11 protein-coding genes and 2 pseudogenes are annotated in these 16,261 nt (G+C 53.1%); 9 read left to right on the forward strand and 4 right to left on the reverse strand.

From position 1 onward, the window contains the following. Positions 1–42: 42 nt before the first annotated feature. The 9 genes and pseudogenes from P0G09_RS13120 to P0G09_RS13160 all read left to right on the forward strand — a co-directional run bounded on the left by P0G09_RS13120 (position 43) and on the right by P0G09_RS13160 (position 13,399). Positions 43–6,735 (forward strand): DUF2185 domain-containing protein, encoded by a 6,693-nt coding sequence (locus tag P0G09_RS13120; protein WP_217297635.1) that lies wholly within the window; start codon positions 43–45, stop codon positions 6,733–6,735. 15 nt (positions 6,736–6,750) lie between these two features. Further along, positions 6,751–7,614, forward strand: coding sequence for a CbrC family protein (locus P0G09_RS13125; protein WP_117948556.1), 864 nt, complete (start codon positions 6,751–6,753; stop codon positions 7,612–7,614). A 9-nt stretch (positions 7,615–7,623) separates the two neighbouring features. Continuing rightward, positions 7,624–8,175 (forward strand): DUF4304 domain-containing protein, encoded by a 552-nt coding sequence (locus tag P0G09_RS13130; protein ID WP_006059611.1) that lies wholly within the window; start codon positions 7,624–7,626, stop codon positions 8,173–8,175. Between the two features lie 26 nt (positions 8,176–8,201). After that, a complete protein-coding gene (locus P0G09_RS13135) occupies positions 8,202–8,738 on the forward strand; it encodes a hypothetical protein (RefSeq protein ID WP_006059612.1) in 537 nt (178 codons plus the stop codon). Positions 8,739–8,749: 11 nt separating this feature from the next. After that, positions 8,750–9,109 carry a hypothetical protein gene (locus tag P0G09_RS13140; RefSeq protein WP_006059613.1) on the forward strand — a complete coding sequence of 120 codons (360 nt, stop codon included), beginning with the start codon at positions 8,750–8,752 and terminating at the stop codon, positions 9,107–9,109. A 15-nt stretch (positions 9,110–9,124) separates the two neighbouring features. Further along, positions 9,125–9,769: a DUF3885 domain-containing protein gene (locus P0G09_RS13145; RefSeq protein ID WP_008723402.1), complete on the forward strand. Its 645-nt coding sequence runs from the start codon at positions 9,125–9,127 to the stop codon at positions 9,767–9,769. Between the two features lie 27 nt (positions 9,770–9,796). After that, positions 9,797–10,576 carry a hypothetical protein gene (locus P0G09_RS13150; RefSeq protein ID WP_006059615.1) on the forward strand — a complete coding sequence of 260 codons (780 nt, stop codon included), beginning with the start codon at positions 9,797–9,799 and terminating at the stop codon, positions 10,574–10,576. Between the two features lie 26 nt (positions 10,577–10,602). Further along, positions 10,603–10,818 (forward strand): annotated as a pseudogene (locus P0G09_RS13155) (spondin); the annotation flags it as partial. Positions 10,819–11,506: 688 nt separating this feature from the next. Next, a complete protein-coding gene (locus P0G09_RS13160) occupies positions 11,507–13,399 on the forward strand; it encodes a hypothetical protein (protein ID WP_199663712.1) in 1,893 nt (630 codons plus the stop codon). A 63-nt stretch (positions 13,400–13,462) separates the two neighbouring features. On the opposite strand, the gene P0G09_RS13165 is transcribed toward P0G09_RS13160, so the two are convergent. From P0G09_RS13165 to P0G09_RS13180, 4 genes and pseudogenes are all read right to left on the reverse strand, one after another. After that, positions 13,463–14,845, reverse strand: coding sequence for a relaxase/mobilization nuclease domain-containing protein (locus P0G09_RS13165; RefSeq protein ID WP_117533926.1), 1,383 nt, complete (start codon positions 14,843–14,845; stop codon positions 13,463–13,465). A gap of 55 nt (positions 14,846–14,900) precedes the next feature. Then, positions 14,901–15,179 carry a hypothetical protein gene (locus P0G09_RS13170; protein WP_117506243.1) on the reverse strand — a complete coding sequence of 93 codons (279 nt, stop codon included), beginning with the start codon at positions 15,177–15,179 and terminating at the stop codon, positions 14,901–14,903. A gap of 109 nt (positions 15,180–15,288) precedes the next feature. Next, complete coding sequence (gene mobC, locus P0G09_RS13175; RefSeq protein WP_117506238.1) at positions 15,289–15,621, reverse strand: plasmid mobilization relaxosome protein MobC; 333 nt, start codon at positions 15,619–15,621, stop codon at positions 15,289–15,291. Continuing rightward, a pseudogene (locus tag P0G09_RS13180) lies at positions 15,618–16,261 on the reverse strand (N-domain protein, SNF2 family); the annotation flags it as partial. The pseudogene P0G09_RS13180 and the gene mobC, both read right to left, overlap by 4 nt.

Here is a 16,261-nt window from a genome sequence, read left to right on the forward strand (position 1 = left end):
CAATAGAAGCTTGATACGAAATAAAGAAAGAGAGGTGCCGACATGGGAGCATGGGGCATAAAAGCATTAGAGCGTGACGAAGGGTTGGATGTACTGGACATCCTCAAAAATGAATATGTACCGGAGCATCCGGTAATGGATCTGGGCGAGATGATCGAACTGATGAAAGAGGAAGTCATGCTGGGATCTGACTTCTCACAAATCGACTTCCTCTTTGACAATACTGCGATGGCTCTGGCGGAGCTGTATTTCCAATGGAAGGATAACAGCAAACTGGACTACGATCATGAAGAAGCTATATGGGATAAAGTCACCGGTTTCACAGCATCCAAAGAAGCCCTTGCTTTCCTGCTGCGGCAGCTCACCGACATCAAAAACGAGGTGCCGGACGAGGACGGCATCCGTGAGATTGTGGATCTTTGGAAGAACGAGGACAGCGGTGAGATCGCTCCTGCGTGGTTGGAACACTTGAATCAGCTCATTGATCGACTGGATTCAGAACAGGAGGCACGACAAATGTATATCAAAAAATACTGGGGCAACTTTATTGGCGGTTCCGATGACAGTCTGAACCTTGTGGCATTTTTGGAAGACCAGAAGAAAGAGGAGATCCCCCTCAGCGAGATATTTGCCAAGATTGGGCTGGACAAACAAAACTGGGACTTCCGCCAGACCGTGGAGTATCTGGAGTTTACACACTCCGATGGCGTGGAGATGGACTTCCACTTCGCCATTGATGTGGTCACTGATCTGGCCGCCATCCTGCTGGAGTGCAGCGTCAGCGGCAGTGTAAACCTTCAGGATCTGGACGAGTACAACACCCCTGCCCGCCGCATTCGCATCACCGCCACGCCAGAGGAACACGACGCCATGAACAAGTCCCTGGCGGATTTTGCCCAGAATCCGCTGGAATATGACCTCAGTGAGATGATGGACAACGAGGAGATCCAGGAGATGGCTCGGGATGTGGAGGCGCTGCGGAAGGAACTGTACGAGGCCGCTGGCCGCAACCGGGACTACCATGTGAAAGCGGAGGATGTGAAATCTCTGCTCCCTGACTGGAAGGGTGCCGATGGCTGCATCGCCACCAACCGCATCACAGTAGAGGGCCGCAAGGTGGGCTACTGCTACAGGGAGGAGCCGGACGGCGGCTGGGACAGCGGCTGGCGCTTTACCGCCGGTGATGAGAGCGACGAGTACATGGACGACCCTAACAACGCCGGGATCTACAAGCTGAACACGATCTGCAATGACGATCCCGACATCATCCCTTTGCTGAACACCCCCGCTCCCTGCGCCTTTGAGCGGGATGAAAATGGCGTGTTCCAGCAGATCAAAGACTGGAAACCAGATGAGGACGAGGAGGACCCTGATATGGATATTTTGAAGCAGTGCCAGAAGTGGCATGAGGAGGACAAACACCAGAAAATCGTTGACGCACTGGAGGCAATCTCTGCCGAGGAGCGTACCCCGGAAATGGATATGGAGCTGGCCCGCGCCTACAACAATCTGGCGGACTCCAGCGAGCCGGAGGGAAGGAAGCTGCTTCACCAGGCACTGGAACTGATGCAGTCCCATGAGGAGGAACTGGGAGATACTTATTCCTGGAATTTCCGTATGGGGTATGCCTATTATTATCTGGATCAGGAGGGCCGCGCTCTGCGGCATTTTGAAAAAGCTCTGGAACTGCATCCCGGTGATGATCCTAAGCTCAACACCCGACAGGACATGGAGGAACTAATTGACTCGTGCAAAAAGGGTATTTCTCTGCCGCAGTTCTGGGAGTGCTTCCGGGAACGGACAGAGAACTGGTGGGAAACCTTTGCCGAGATGGAAGCAGAGCTGCGCCAGATGATGGACGAGGACAAAGATCACACCCGCGGTGCGGAGATCGTGGCCCAAATGGAGGAAACCCTGAATTTGGTTTTTGACGAGATTTCCTTCGAGATGGGCTTCAACGGCGAGAAGTACGAGCTGATCCTCACTCCGGAGGGTGACAAGGTCAAGCTGTTTGAGCTGGTCTACTTCCAGAAGCACGCTCCCAAGGAGGTGCTGGAGCACTGGAACATCCTGGTGGGCCGTCAACCTTTTCAAAACATCGGTCTGCGAACCAATGATGGCTGGGAGATTTCCGGGGATGATGTGCAGATCTGGCTGGAGGAGCAGGGTGAAAACAGCTTCGCCATCTCCGCCTACTGTGAAAAGCTGCTGCCTATGCTCCGGGATGAGGAAGGCCGGGCCTGGTGGATGCTCACCACCTTCACCGACCAAGTGCTGGGCGAGATCCCCCACATGAGATACATAGACAGCTTTGATGTGCTGGAGGAACCCAAGGCAGAGCCGTCCTTCCTCCTGTCCCAGCTGCCCGACAAACTGCGGGAGCAGGGCCTGGAGCTCTCCACCGACCCGGAAGCCTATCTGGAGAGCTACCTTGGTTACAAAATGGAACCCAAACAGGACCCGGACGCCGATTGGCGGCTGGATGTAATGGCCGGTTCCACCTGCTGTGTGCCGCTCATCAACGGCTATCTGAATGCCGACAATGATTTTATGGACGATCTCCATGCCGACGGCGCGGTGGCGGGCTTCTTCTGCTATCCCCTGGATACCCTGCGGGAGGAGGAAGGCAGTCAGAAAATTTTCGACTTCCGGGACAAACTGGAGGAAGTGCTCACCGGCGGGGATGGTTCGGAAGTGCTCACTCTCACCGGCGGGGCTACCGGCCTCTACTGTGGCTATGTGGACTTCATCGCCTGGGACATCCAAGAGGCGCTGAACATGGCGAAAGAGTTCTTTGAAGGCACGGACATCCCATGGGCCATCTTCCACACCTTCCGCCGTGAAGCCGGTTCTGTACCCCTAAAGCAACAAGATGATGGGACAGAAACTGAGAATCAGGATGACGAGTTGGACGAAACGCTGACGGGCATGGACTATATTCCTTACACCCAACAGAACGCCGAAGCATTCTTCGCTCAGCTGGAGCAGTGGAACGACGAGGATGAGTACACCCGCTGTATCCAGGCACTGAATGCCATCCCGGAGAACTGGAGGAACTACCGCACCGCCTACGCCCTGGCCCGTGCACTGGAGAACTACGCCATCATCGGGGACCATGACGAAGGTACTTTGAAATCCAAGGGAGACAAAGCCCTTCTGAGGGCCATTGAGGTGCTGGAGTCCGTCCGGGAGGAAGGCCAGAACAAGGCCCAGTGGAATATGCGGATGGCCTATGGCTATCAGTATCTCTACGGCCAGGAGGAAAAGGCCATTCCCTACGCCGAGCGGTGGGCGGAGCTGGACCCGGAGGATGAAAATGCTCCGGCGGTAATTCGGGAGTGTAAGGCGGAGATCCGGAAACGCCAGCGCAGCCGGAAGAAGAAGGCCAAATTCGTGCCCGGTGATACCCCATTTGAGGGCTTCGACCTCACCAACTTCTGGGATGATAATTGGTATGCACTGAAAGAATATGTCAGTGATCCGCCTTCCGATGAGCTGATTGCCAGCGTGGAGGAGGAACTGGGCTACAAGCTGCCCGCCGCCTACATCTGGCTGATGAAGCAGCACAACGGCGGCATTCCGGTGAACACCTGCTATCCCTGCGATGAGCCTACCTGTTGGTCAGATGATCATGTGGCCATCACCGGCATTTTCGGAATCGGACGGGAAAAGAACTGCTCCCTCTGTGGAGAGCTGGGCAGCCAGTTTATGATCGATGAGTGGGAGTATCCTGCCATCGGTGTGGCCATCTGCGACTGTCCAAGCGCCGGACACGATATGATTTTCCTGGACTACCGGGCTTGCGGTCCCCAGGGAGAGCCTGCGGTAGTCCATGTGGATCAGGAAAATGACTATAAAATTACCCATCTGGCAGATAGCTTTGAGGAATTTATCCGCGGACTGGAGCATGAATCCCTCTATGATCCGGATGAAGATGCAGAGGGTCTTGAGGATGACGCCGACGAGGAGGAAACCGACCATAAGGGTTCCTTTGCCGGATCTGTGCTCCTCTCCAAAGCAGAGTGGGACAAGGAGCAGTTGATTCGAGATCTGCGGGAAGAATGGGGTATCGTAGATGAGGAGCCGGATGAGGGCGACGAAGATGTTGAGAACAGCGATGACGCTGTGGTAATGCGGGTCGGCAATATGATGCTGATCGTGACACTATTCCACGGTCACATCCCGGACAATGAAGCAGAGATCAACGCCGAAAACAACTATATGTGGCCAGAGGCCGTAGAGGTGGCCAAAGCGCACAAGGCCCATATCATGGTGGCTGTGTTGGGCGAGGAGGAAAAACTGCTGGAACGGGGTAAGCTGTTCACTAAGGCGATGGCAGTGTGCTGCAAGCAGAAATATGCCACCGGTGTCTACACCAGCGGCGTGGTATTTGAGCCTCGTTTCTATGAGGGCCTTGCCGATATGCTCAAAGAGGACGAACTGCCCATCTTCAACTGGGTTTGGTTCGGCCTGTACCGGAGCGAGGGGGGCCTAAACGGCTACACCTACGGCATGGATGTGTTTGGCAAGGAGGAAATGGAGGTGTTGAACACCGACGCTGAGCCGGAGGAACTGCGGGACTTTTTGGCCAGCCTTGCCTCCTATGTGCTGGCGTGTGATGTGACACTGCAAGACGGCGAGACCATCGGTTTTTCTGCGGACGATAAGCACACCATCACCCGCAGCCCCGGCGTCTCCCTGCCGGAGGAACAGATGACCCTGAAGATCGGTTACGAGCCTATAAAGGGAGATCCGGAGGATGACAGCTGCGACCACTCAGACAATGATGACACGCAGGATGAGGAAGAATTCAGTAATCCCGAAGTCTACACCGAGGAGGAGATGGAAGCCGTCGAGGGGCACATTGAGCAGTATTTCGGCAAGTTCGAGAATGTGTTCCATGAGCTGGTTTCTCCCGACATCCATGTGGACATCTGCGTGGTGCCGCCCTCTGAGGAGCGGGACTACTGCACCCTGGTCACCATGGGCATGGGCGCTCACCGGATGAATGTGCCGGAGGAACTGGCGGAATATAAGCTGGAGCGGGCGGAGCTGGCCATTGCCCTGCCTGCGGACTGGAAGCTGGATCAGGAGTCCATGAAAGACGAAAAGTGGTACTGGCCCATCCGCCTGCTGAAATCCTTGGCCCGCCTTCCCATTGCCAGCGATACCTGGCTGGGCTTCGGCCATACCATGGACAATGAGGAGGATTTTGCAAAGGACACAAAGCTGTGCGCCGCCATTCTGACTGGTCCCCAGGATACCGAAGATGGCAGCGAGGTCTGCACTCTGCCGGGCGGCGAGGAGGTCAACTTCTATCAGGTGATTCCTCTCTACCGGGATGAATTGGAATATAAGCTGGCCCATGACGCGGACGCCCTGCTGGGCAAAATGAACGGCATCAGCTTTGTGGTGGAGCCTGATCGTCAGGATGCTATCACCCGTGGCACCCTTTCCAATGATGATTTTGACGGTGAGATGGACGATGCTTCCTATCATATCGAGAGCATTGAGGAGAAGGAACTGCCTATTGACCCCATCAATGCTTATAACCACATGGCCATCTACCTGCGCTGGTGTATGGAGAACGACCTGATGGGCGAGGACTTCTTGAAAGAATACAGCGAAGTGACCAAACAGGTCAAAGCTGATCCTGCCAATGTGGATCTGAGGGAGTTTATCCGGGATGAGCTGGACGGCTGTCTGTTCTCTGTGCTGTTCAATCAGCAAGGCCGTGCCTTTGCAGGCTATTACTACGGAGAGGGCGACAGCCCCTACTATCCTGCCGACATTGATGACTATGCCCTGAAATATTTTGGTCCGTCCCGATACCACTCCAATGAATTTCAACAGGAGGCATACTTATTCATCCCATTTGATGAGAAATACTATCAGACCATGGCTCAAGTGATTGAGGAACGCTTTGAAAACTGGCAGGGACAGGACTTCGACGAGGACACGCTGGAGCCTTCCGAGGTTGCTCAGGCCATCATGGAGTATCTGGACTGCGAGTGTACCTATTTCCCATCCATGGCAGATGATGACCCCATCATGTCGGCATACAGCTACGCCCAGCGGCTGGGGGTACGGGAGGGCTTTGTTCCCGTACTTATCCAGGCGGATGATGAAACGCTGTTGGAATGTCTGGTAATGAACGCCGACCCAGAGCATGATGCGGACTGCTATGAATTTGACCTCAAAACGGTAGAGGAGTACCGGAAGAAGATGCTCTCCGCTCCCATCAAGGACGGAAAGGCGGTTTTGGAGGAATTGACCGGCCAGCGCAAGGAAGAAGCCGAGGACGATGATCTGGACTGGGAGGAGGAAGTCCTGGGCGAGATGGAGGGCGGAGAACCCAACGACCGCTTCGCAAACTATTGGAACGATGATACCGGAATGACATATCCGCTCATTCTGGCTAAAATTCCGGTAAAGGACCCCTGGGAGATCTTCGCCTACCTGCCCTTTGGAAATTGGAATGAGTGTCCCGACACACCGGACCTGATGGCAGTGGCGAAATACTGGTTCGAGCAACATGGTGCCATCCCTGCCGCCATGAGCCACGATGAATTGGAGTTTGAACTTCCAACTCCGATCTCCAAGGAAAGAGCTATGGAGGTGGCTGTGGAGCAATATGGTTTCTGCCCAGATCTGGATCAGAATGAGGATGGAAGCATTGGCTCCTTGGCAGATGTCCTGTGGCAGTCCACCGTCTGGTATTTCTGGTGGGATTGATGGGAGGTGCGACCAATGACAGAATATCAGAAAACCTATATCGAACTAAAAAAACAGTTTGTTGCGACCAATGAAGGTCCGGACAGTGTCCGCGCTCTATATACCTTCAAGGAAGAACTTGAGCAGAGTGAGGATCAGCAGGCCAAAGAAGTGCTGGTGGATGTATATGACCTGCTGGACTTTAAGAAGGACGCCTACGAGCTGCTTTGCCAAATTGGAAATCGTTCCGATAAAAAGACCCTCAAGCGGCTGGGCACGCTGAAGGACTATGCGGAAAACTGGGGCAATCATTATGCCCTCCCCAAGCCCAAAACGCCGGAGGAAAAGCAGAAAGAAAAGGAACGGCAGGCCCAGCTGGGCCTGCCCGCCTTCCGGTATCACCCAAACCCTCTGGAAACTGGGGCTTTTGAGGAATCCGCAGACGGCGTTGTCTGCGACTGCTGTGGCAAGACGACCCATATTTTCTATACCAATCCGTTCTTTTCCGTGGAGGATATTGCATATCTGTGCCCGGCGTGTATCGCCAGCGGCGAGGCGGCCCGGAAATATGACGGCAGCTTTCAAGATGATTTCTCTGTGGACGATGGCGTAGACGATCCGGAGAAGCTGGACGAGCTGATCCACCGTACTCCCGGCTACTCCGGCTGGCAGCAGGAATACTGGCGGGCCCACTGTGGCGATTACTGCGCCTTTTGGGGCTATGTGGGCGCCAGAGAACTGCGGGCACTGGGTGTGCTGGAGGAGGTGCTGGACGACCCCATGTGGGACGAGGAGCAGAAGGGAATGATCCGGGAATCCGTCAATGGCGGGCATCTGCAATGCTATCTGTTCCAGTGCCTCCACTGCGGAAAACACCTGGTCTGGATGGATTTTGATTGAGGTGGCAACATGGAGAAGAAGGATTTTCCCAAGGGAACCAAGCCCCGTGAGATCTTCGTCTATACCTGTGAGCGGATCGCGGAGCCTTTGAACCCGCTGGGCTACAAATACCGCAAGAGCAAAAATGACATCTACAAAAAAGACGGCATCTTTGTGTTCTCCTTTTACTTTTCCCCCTCCATCCGCTTTGGCTCCACCACTTTTACTGCCTTCTTCGATGTGAGTTCCCCGGTGATTGCCCAGTGGCGCAGTGAGCAGGAAGGGACGGAGGAAACCTATGATGGTATCGTGGGTACCTCCATCGCCCGGCTGACCCACCGGTATGATGACTTCCCCCGCTATGAGGTATCTACTCTGCTGGAGCGGGAACGCTCTATCCAGGAAATTTCCGGGCAGATCCAGGACTATGCACTACCATTCTTTGCCCGGTTTTCCAATCTGCCCAAGCTGCTGGACGATGTGGAACAGGAGGGGTTCTTCCCCCATCGGAAGGGGTTCGATGTCCCTAAGCGGAATCGGGAGTTCATCGAATGCTTCCGGGAGTATCTCCAAAAGCAGTAGGAATCAGCAGAAAGGAAACAACACCTATGTCAAACAGTAGAGTATCCACTTGGAGTGGAATCCGGAACAAATTGGAGAATGACTACCTGTGCCCGGCACTCCGGGGCCACATCCAGTATTTTGCCACCAGTTACAGCAAAAGCGCCGACCATGAGGGCCGGGCCGCCATTCGTGTGGACGGCGTGGAAGTGCTGCGGAGCAACTACTACACCTATTTTGAAAATGTGTGGACGAAATTTCATCACTTGCGCTCCACCACGCTGAAAGATCACGACTCCGCAAAAGAGGCCATCAATCAGGCTCATGCCTATGCGCTGGAGCAGGGCACCTTTGACCAAAAGGTGTTCTATGAGGCGTTTGGGATCTTTGACAACCAGAGCATCGAGAAAAGCCTTGTCAGCGAGAATCCCCTTGTCCGTATCTTTGCCCTTCTGGATCGCAGGCTTGGCAAGCGCCGCCTGCTGGCTTTGGAGGACTCCATGGAGCAGGAACTGGACTGGGTGCGGGCTTTCTATGTGATCCGGTTGCAGGCCGAAGGGCTGATGGAAGCGAATAACATTTAGGAGGAACCACCATGTCACAGATCGCGTCCTTTTATCTGATAAAAAATAACCAGCGGCAGGAGTTGTCCGACGGTGACTGCTCCGGCGCGGTCTATATGGCCATCTGGGACTGGTGTGAGAGCGAACTGGATCTGGATGTCCGTTTTCCTGCTCCCCAGACGGAAGACACCCTGGACTGCGCTCTGCTGGAGGGAGAGCTGGCGTCTCAACTGCTGGCAGCTCTGCGGGAGCAGGATCTCCCGGAGCTGGCCGCTGAAATTGCCCCGGACTGGGATCTGCCCACCGAGGCGGTGCAAAGCGGGCTTAATACGCTGCGCTCCCATCTGGAACTGGTGCAGGGCGATGCTGCTCTGCTGTATGAAATGACATGAGAACGGAGGGATACCATGCTGGCAAAGCGGTTTGAACACATTTTACATGATCTGGGCATGGCTGGGCTGGAACACCCTCTGTTCTACCATGCACCGGTGGGCATTCGTTTTAAGATCGGCGGGGAGGAACCAATCTATCTGGATAGGCGTGCGGCGAAGCTGAAAACCAACCCCGCTTATGTTCAGGGGGCGCTGGACCGAGCCGCCGCGATCTATCGGGCACTTCCGGCGGTGCCGGACCTTCTGCGGATCGACGGGTATCCCGATGAAGAACCCGCCGAGTCCCTGCTGACCGTTATCCGGCAGCGAGTGGGCCTCCCAGTTCCCGATGAACAACTTTCGGCCACAGAGCAGGATGAAGATGGGGATACCCATGCACAAGTGCAGTTTTACTGGGATCTCAGCAAGATCAGCTTTCAACCAGAGCTGCTTCTTCGGGAAATCATTCTGGGGGACATCGGCGGCTGGAACGGCTTTGTGTCCAGCGTCTATCTGGCTGGGCCGGGGCCGTTCCTCTACCATTTGTACGATGACCGTGGGCTGGATGTGCTGGGCGGCTCACAGAAGCTGCTATTGCCTCTCTATCATCAATTTCATGACTGGATTTTGGAATACGATCTGGAGAAGATTGACCAGATGTTCGCTCCAGCAAAAGAATGACTGCATAACAGAAAAGGAGACATTGCTATGGGACTTGATATTTACGCCGGGCCGCTGACCCGGTACTATTCTCACAACTGGAAAACTGTTGTTCAGCAGTGGGCGGAGGAAAACGGATACACCTTTAACCGGATCACCCCGGATGGAGAACCCGCCGACAACGAGGAGGAGCTGTCCCCGGCTGAGATCCAGGCGGCAGTGGAGGACTGGCGGGATCAGATCTTAGCCGCCATTTCCCAGCCGAACCAGCCGCACTACACTCCATGGCCGGAGGACAACGAGCGGCCCTATTACACCGATAAGCCGGATTGGGATGCCTTTGGCGCTATGCTGCTGGTGGCCGCCTGTCATACATACGAGGAACCGGTGCCTCTCACCGTGGAGAAGGACTGGGACTTCGGGGAGCATCCCCTGATTGCCCGCCTTGCATCGGACGAGGAGCGGGTGTGGTCCCTGCTTCGGGGCGCGACTTGGTGGCTTCCCCTCACCGACAGCTTTCTATTCCAAGGCCCTCTGCCCACCGATGATCAGACGATGATCGCCACCTTGGGCGGACTGCGGAAGGAGCTGGAAAAGCTGAACCAGCTGGCATGGCAGGCCGATGAGGACACTATCCTTGGTTGGGCAGACACGGAGGGATACCCGGTAGACGGAACCGTAGACTCAGATGGACAGTACAGCAAGGCAGACATCCCGGAACACACCCAGTATGACACCCAATCCTTGGCCAAGTTTGCCTTCTCCGTGTTCTGGCGGGCCATGCGGTTTGCCGAGGAGCAGCAGGTGCCTATCCTGCTTGACTATTAAAGAGAATTCGTCAGGGGGTGGAGACCGTGGAACAAAAACGGCCGGCAGATATAATTCAGGAACTTCTGGACTACCTGTGGAACGGCCTGGGCCTGGAGGAAAAGGGCTGGAAGCGTCTGAAAAAGGGCGACTTCAAAAAGAAAATGAAAAACGGGCTGACCTATCAGATCTGGTTTGACCGGAGCCGCTACAACTACATAGACTACGAAATCGGCCATGGGAATGTGGAGGTGGGCTTCACAGGCATTGACGATGATATCCACGTCGGAGCGGTTCATCAGGTCTTTCAGGATGCCAAACTGCTTTTTGGTACCAGCAGACACCAGATTTTCATTATCTATCTTTTTGTATTAAGGTCTACAGCAATCTAATCCCACGTTAAAACGAGAAAATGCTTAATTGTTCTCCTCAAAGTTCTCTACCTGTTCCATGACCTTTTTGAGAACTTCGGGGCTGTACTGCGGGGGATATCACGCTTTTCAAAGAACGAGCCGGAGTTGCGCGCAGCGCGCAGATAATCCCGGCAGTTAAACAAAATCTAATCAAGGTTGAGAGCTTTTTCTTCAGCCTTCGTCTTTGCCATGGCGTTTTTCTCCAATCTGAAAATTACAAATTGCGGACAAAAAGGACGCATTGTTGTGGCAAGCAGTGCAAGCTGGTACCAACTTGCAATTTTTGAATCCGATTTCTAAAAATCAAATTCAAAATGCTTGTTGGGCTGTGCCCAAACCCCTTGTGTTCTGCATCCAGTGGATGCAGGCTGCACATTTTTGAAAAATGCTTTTTAATCTGAGTGCCGATGCCTGTGGTATCGGCACTTTTTGCACAGATGGATTCCCGGAAGCAGAAAATAGTGCTATGCAGCACATCCGGGATTGTGCTATACTTGATTTACATAAACTTGTTTGTCCTAAAAAGTTGGAGGTGTTCATGGCAACACGAACCATTTGTTTTCCCATATCCGGCTATCCCTATTGCAGAGAACAGCCGGTGACATTCACATGGATAAAAGGCAGCAAGCGGCAGAATATCCGTGCCGTCCATGATGCCGTCCATACAACAGACCCTGATGTTTCGATTCTGGAAGTCAGCTCTGCATCCGTTCAGCCGGAGGGTGAAGCTGTTTCTTCTCTGCGGCTTTTGCTGCATCTGGATTCTGTTGCGCAGGATGTACCCATCAGCACGGTTTTTGAAGCCACCAAAGTGTTTGAACATGGTGGGCCATTCGCTGACCTTCTGACCTGTGAGCCACCCAAAGTCCATAAGGACACTCGGCTGCGAACCAGTGGAGAGCTGCTACGTTACTCTCTGGAAGGAAACGAGTATCCGACAGAGCCGTACATGGATTCGTTCTTTGAGTGGCTCTACTGCCGTGCGTTGAAGCAGTTCCCGGAAAAGGCGGAGCCGCTGAGCAGATATAATGCTTTTTCTGATATTGCTGCCGCAGCGGATTCTAAAAAGTATTATGGCGATTCCTCACGGGCGGCTGCGATTTATGTGGGACTTGCAGCGGCAGGAAAACTTTCGTGCATCGATTCCTATGAATTATTTATTGCTGAGGTCTATACGGAGCCGAAACCTTTGCCCAAGTCTGGAAAATCTGAGGCTGCTTCAAAAATGACACCCGAAGTTTCTGCACCAGCAAAGGAGACTCCGGCAGACGAATTGCCGCAGCCCGATAACGCAAATGCGGAAGTGATTCCGGACACTGCGCAGATGGAGCATATCCTTGAGCTGCCCAAAGCGACCTGTCTGCTTCTCTCTTTGGCAAAAAATGCTGGCCTTTCTGCAAATAGTTCCAGTGAGCTGACATATAAGGGAAAGGAATTCCTTCTTGACGCTTATCAGATAGCGCTGAAAAATAAAACGCTCCAAATCAATATCCAAAAGAACAAAATCACATTTCCGATGGAGGAACCGGACAGCGGATTTCATGCAGTTGGTGTGTTGACCCGTTCGCCTGCTTGGGAATACGGATGGAAGTTTAACTATCTGACTGAGAATACATCCGGTGCAGAAAAGTCCGAAGTTAAAGAAAAAATCCCTCCGAAGCCTTTGACCGCATTGGAGCATCTGGAACGCTGTGGGTATAGAATCGTTCAGCAGGTCGTACCGAAAAAACTTCCGCCGATTGCCGTTCAGCGGATGGCATGGAAAACAGGCGAAGCTCTTTGCGACCCGGTAGTGGTGGATTTCTTGCAGTTTATTCGGACACATATGCAGAGTGACGGCTCTTTTTCGTTTCGTATCCCAAAGGGTACTTCCAAGAATTCGTTTGCCACACTTTCGGAAATCGCTCAGACGTGGGATAAAATGGGACTTTTTGCATCCATTGTGATCTATCCGCAGAATATCGTCTATGAGCTTGCGCAAAATGAGACTGTCCGGCATTTCCTGAGCGGGAAGTGGCTGGAACTTTTTGTGGAGCATCAGGTTCAGCAGATTTTGAATCGCTATCAGGAGGAGCAGGGCGCAGAAGTTTCGCTTTGCTCCAATGTGATTCTTTCAGAAGCGGCATCCGCAGGGAGCACGCATGAACTGGATGTTGCGTTTTCCATCAACGGAAAATTCTTCTGGGTGGAAGCCAAATCGTCCAGCCGAAGCATTGATTATGGAAAATATGCTGCTCTGTGCGAAAAGCTGAAAGTAACCTCCGACCGACTGCTTTTGGTCAACAGCGATTTGTCCGTTGAGGAGTGTGAAGGCGTTTCTTACTTCTGGAATTATCGTGTTGCAAATTGTGCAACGATTACGGGGGAATTGGAAAATATGGTTGCCAAACAAATTGAAACTGCCGGAAAAGCCGTTCCAAGTACAGACTGAGCAATAAGCAAAAAAGACCCTGAGAACCCTGCCGGATAAGCGGCAAAGTTCTCAGGGACTGTTTTATCGGATCTGCTCGACTTGCTTGGAGTCCTTTTCCTCCGCAAAGAACAGTTCCACATTCTTCTGTGCTTTTACGATTTCCTGCATCTCATCCCGTGTCTTTCGGTACTCTGGGTAGAGTGCTTTTTTCTTGGTGAGCAAAGCCGAATACTCTGCATTCAGGTCTTTCACTTTGGGCAGCTTTTTCAGGCCGGATTCATTGAAAGCGGCTTTCGCCGTCTTATGCAGCGTGACTTCTTCCCGGTGCGCTTCCAAAAATTTGGAGCTGTACCCGGATTTGCGGTAAGCATCGTATACAGGCCGGGTCTTGGCATAGTTGACGATGTGCGCCCGGAGGACGGCGATTTCTGCCATACGCTTCTCGGCGGCCTTGATGGAATCGCCCAGTTTGTGATAGCGAGAAAGTGCAGCATCAGCACGCTCTTTCAGGTCATCCGCACTGCCGATTTTCTGCTCCTGCAAAAAAATCAGCGTTTTGGACATCTCTTTCAAGTTGTACTTCTTCGCCCAGCGTTCGTAGCCGCCACCTTTGCCCTCGGCAAGTTTTGCTTGAATGTCAACCAGCAACTGGAACGGCTGCTCTTTGGGAGGTTGCTTCTGATGTGGGCGGTGTTCGGCTTTTCCGGCAATGACTGCTTTGATTTCATCCTCGCTGTACCCGGCACCCAGTGTCTTTAACCGGATAAAGCGTTTCTGCCGTGCGCCTTTAACGGAAGTGTATTTGCCGCGTTTGATTTCATAGCCCTGCTGTTCCAGCTTTTGCAGAAAATCTTCGTAGTCGGTGGGCTTCTGCTGCAAAATCTCGTCGATTACACTGCACAGCCGGTCGCGGTTGCTCTCCTTTGGTGGGTAAGTGATGCGCTTCTGCCGTTCCCGGTAAGGCTTCTTTTCAATGACTGACAGCTGATGCTCCAGACAAATCAGGTCGCTCAACCGCTGCACTGCCAGACCGGAAAAGAAAAAATCCCGGAATTTTCTTGTGCCGTCCAGAGTGGTCGAGTTATAGATAATGTGATTGTGAATGTGTTCCCGATCGGTATGCGTTGCAACGATAAAAGCGTGTTTGCCTTTCAGAAACCGGGAGGCCAACTCATAACCGATGCGGTTTGCTTCTTCAGCCGTAATTTCACCAGGTCGGAAAGATTGCCGTATCTGATAGGCGATAATGTTACTTTTTTGGCTGCGCCCGGTGGCCTGCTCGTACAGCTTTTTTGTGAGCATGAACTCCTCGTCCACAGTAAGCGGGCTGCATTGATAGCTGCTGACAAGTTCGCCTTTTTCAGTCTTGTCGGGATTCTGCGCATAATCAGTGCGGTCTTTCAGGCAGGCGGCGATAGATTTTCCTTTGTGCTGATGCAGTGCGATCAGACGAGTAGCAGCCAGAGCAGATCACCTCCTAAATGAAAAAGCCGCCCGAAGGCGGCAAGAAGATTCAAAATCAAATCAGGTCCCGGAGCCAACCGCTGAATTTCTCAACGCCCTCCACCATTGCAGTTGCGCCGACAAAAAGGACAAAGCAGAGAAATTCGGCAACCAGCAGAATCAGAAATTGATCCCAAGTCTGGCGGTAGACGGTGTAGATGCCGCAGCCAAAGATATACAGCATCAACGGCGCGACAACATAGCTGGACAGAGTAAGCAGCCACTTTGCCATCAGAGCCAGAAAAGCCACGAACAGAGAGATCGGGGCAAGCATCATCTTGAATAAAAACCTCATATCAAACACCAGCCTTTCTTTTTCGCCCCTATTATAAAGGTATCGCCCCTTGCCTTGCAAGGGTGTCAACCGTTATGTAAACCCGCAGCCTCCTACTGCGGGAAATTTTTTAGAGTTCGGTGAGTTTGGCGAGAAGTTGCTTGCCAATAGCTATCAGCTCATCCAACCGACTACGCAAGTCCTCTAAATCGGCGGCATAGAGCTGCCCGCTTTCACTGGCCCGTTTCGCCACCTGATTCAGGTTGTTGCTGCAATTCTGAAGAAGGTACGCCATCCGACGCAGCTGTGGTAAATCAAGATTCAGGCAGTAACCATCCAGAGCCATTTTTCGCAGATAAGAGCCAATGCTCAAAATACCGCAACTTTCCATCTTCTGACGAATGCGTTCCAGTTCGACTTTGCTGACACGAAAATGGATCTGCTGGTCACGGTGCTCCGTCACCGGGCATCACCATCCTTATCCAAGTAAGATTTGAATGGTCGGACAGGCTCCACTTTATCAGCCTTTTCTTCCAGAGCTGCCAGCACAGAGGGGCGGGCATCCGGCTTTTCTTCCGCTTCGGGTTCTGTCCGGCTGGACTGATGCTCCATGTTCAACAGCGCATCCAATTCTGCAAGGCGGGCAGATTTGGTTTGCAGTTCTTCCTCCTGCGCAAACGGCTTGGCGATTTCAACCTCTGCGGCCTGCTTCTGCTGTTCCAGAGAATCCAGTGCGGCATCAGCATCGGCAATGCGGTCGGCAAAATTGCCGATGGCATTGTCCAGACGGACGATGTTGCCGCGAGGGTCATCGCCCAGCGGTACCGGATAACTCAGCTCGCCGCGGAGAACGATTTGATGCTCATTCTTGAAACTGTCAAAGCGAATGTTCAGCTCAAAGCCGCGATAGGTGCCCAGCAGCATCATATCCGCATTCGGCATCTCCTTGCAGGCGAGCATCAGCCGCTCACCAGCGGCTTTTTTCTCATCGAACACCATGCCCTTGATCGTCATGCCGCAGAAGTTCTCCTTATCCTGCGGGTGTGCGTCTGCGATTTGGGCATCGTTTTTCAGAGCCGCAATACGGTTCTTCGCTTTCTGAA

It is taken from the genome of Faecalibacterium sp. DFI.5.82, from assembly GCF_029076575.1.
Classification (GTDB): domain Bacteria; phylum Bacillota; class Clostridia; order Oscillospirales; family Ruminococcaceae; genus Faecalibacterium; species Faecalibacterium duncaniae.

Excerpts from the sequence above, each read along its gene's own strand:
- P0G09_RS13120 (WP_217297635.1), top strand. The coding sequence starts at position 43 with ATGGGAGCATGGGGCATAAAAGCATTAGAGCGTGACGAAGGGTTGGAT.
- P0G09_RS13125 (WP_117948556.1), top strand. The coding sequence starts at position 6,751 with ATGACAGAATATCAGAAAACCTATATCGAACTAAAAAAACAGTTTGTT.
- P0G09_RS13130 (WP_006059611.1), top strand. The coding sequence starts at position 7,624 with ATGGAGAAGAAGGATTTTCCCAAGGGAACCAAGCCCCGTGAGATCTTC.
- P0G09_RS13135 (WP_006059612.1), top strand. The coding sequence starts at position 8,202 with ATGTCAAACAGTAGAGTATCCACTTGGAGTGGAATCCGGAACAAATTG.
- P0G09_RS13140 (WP_006059613.1), top strand. The coding sequence starts at position 8,750 with ATGTCACAGATCGCGTCCTTTTATCTGATAAAAAATAACCAGCGGCAG.
- P0G09_RS13145 (WP_008723402.1), top strand. The coding sequence starts at position 9,125 with ATGCTGGCAAAGCGGTTTGAACACATTTTACATGATCTGGGCATGGCT.
- P0G09_RS13150 (WP_006059615.1), top strand. The coding sequence starts at position 9,797 with ATGGGACTTGATATTTACGCCGGGCCGCTGACCCGGTACTATTCTCAC.
- P0G09_RS13160 (WP_199663712.1), top strand. The coding sequence starts at position 11,507 with ATGGCAACACGAACCATTTGTTTTCCCATATCCGGCTATCCCTATTGC.
- P0G09_RS13170 (WP_117506243.1), bottom strand. The coding sequence starts at position 15,179 with ATGAGGTTTTTATTCAAGATGATGCTTGCCCCGATCTCTCTGTTCGTG.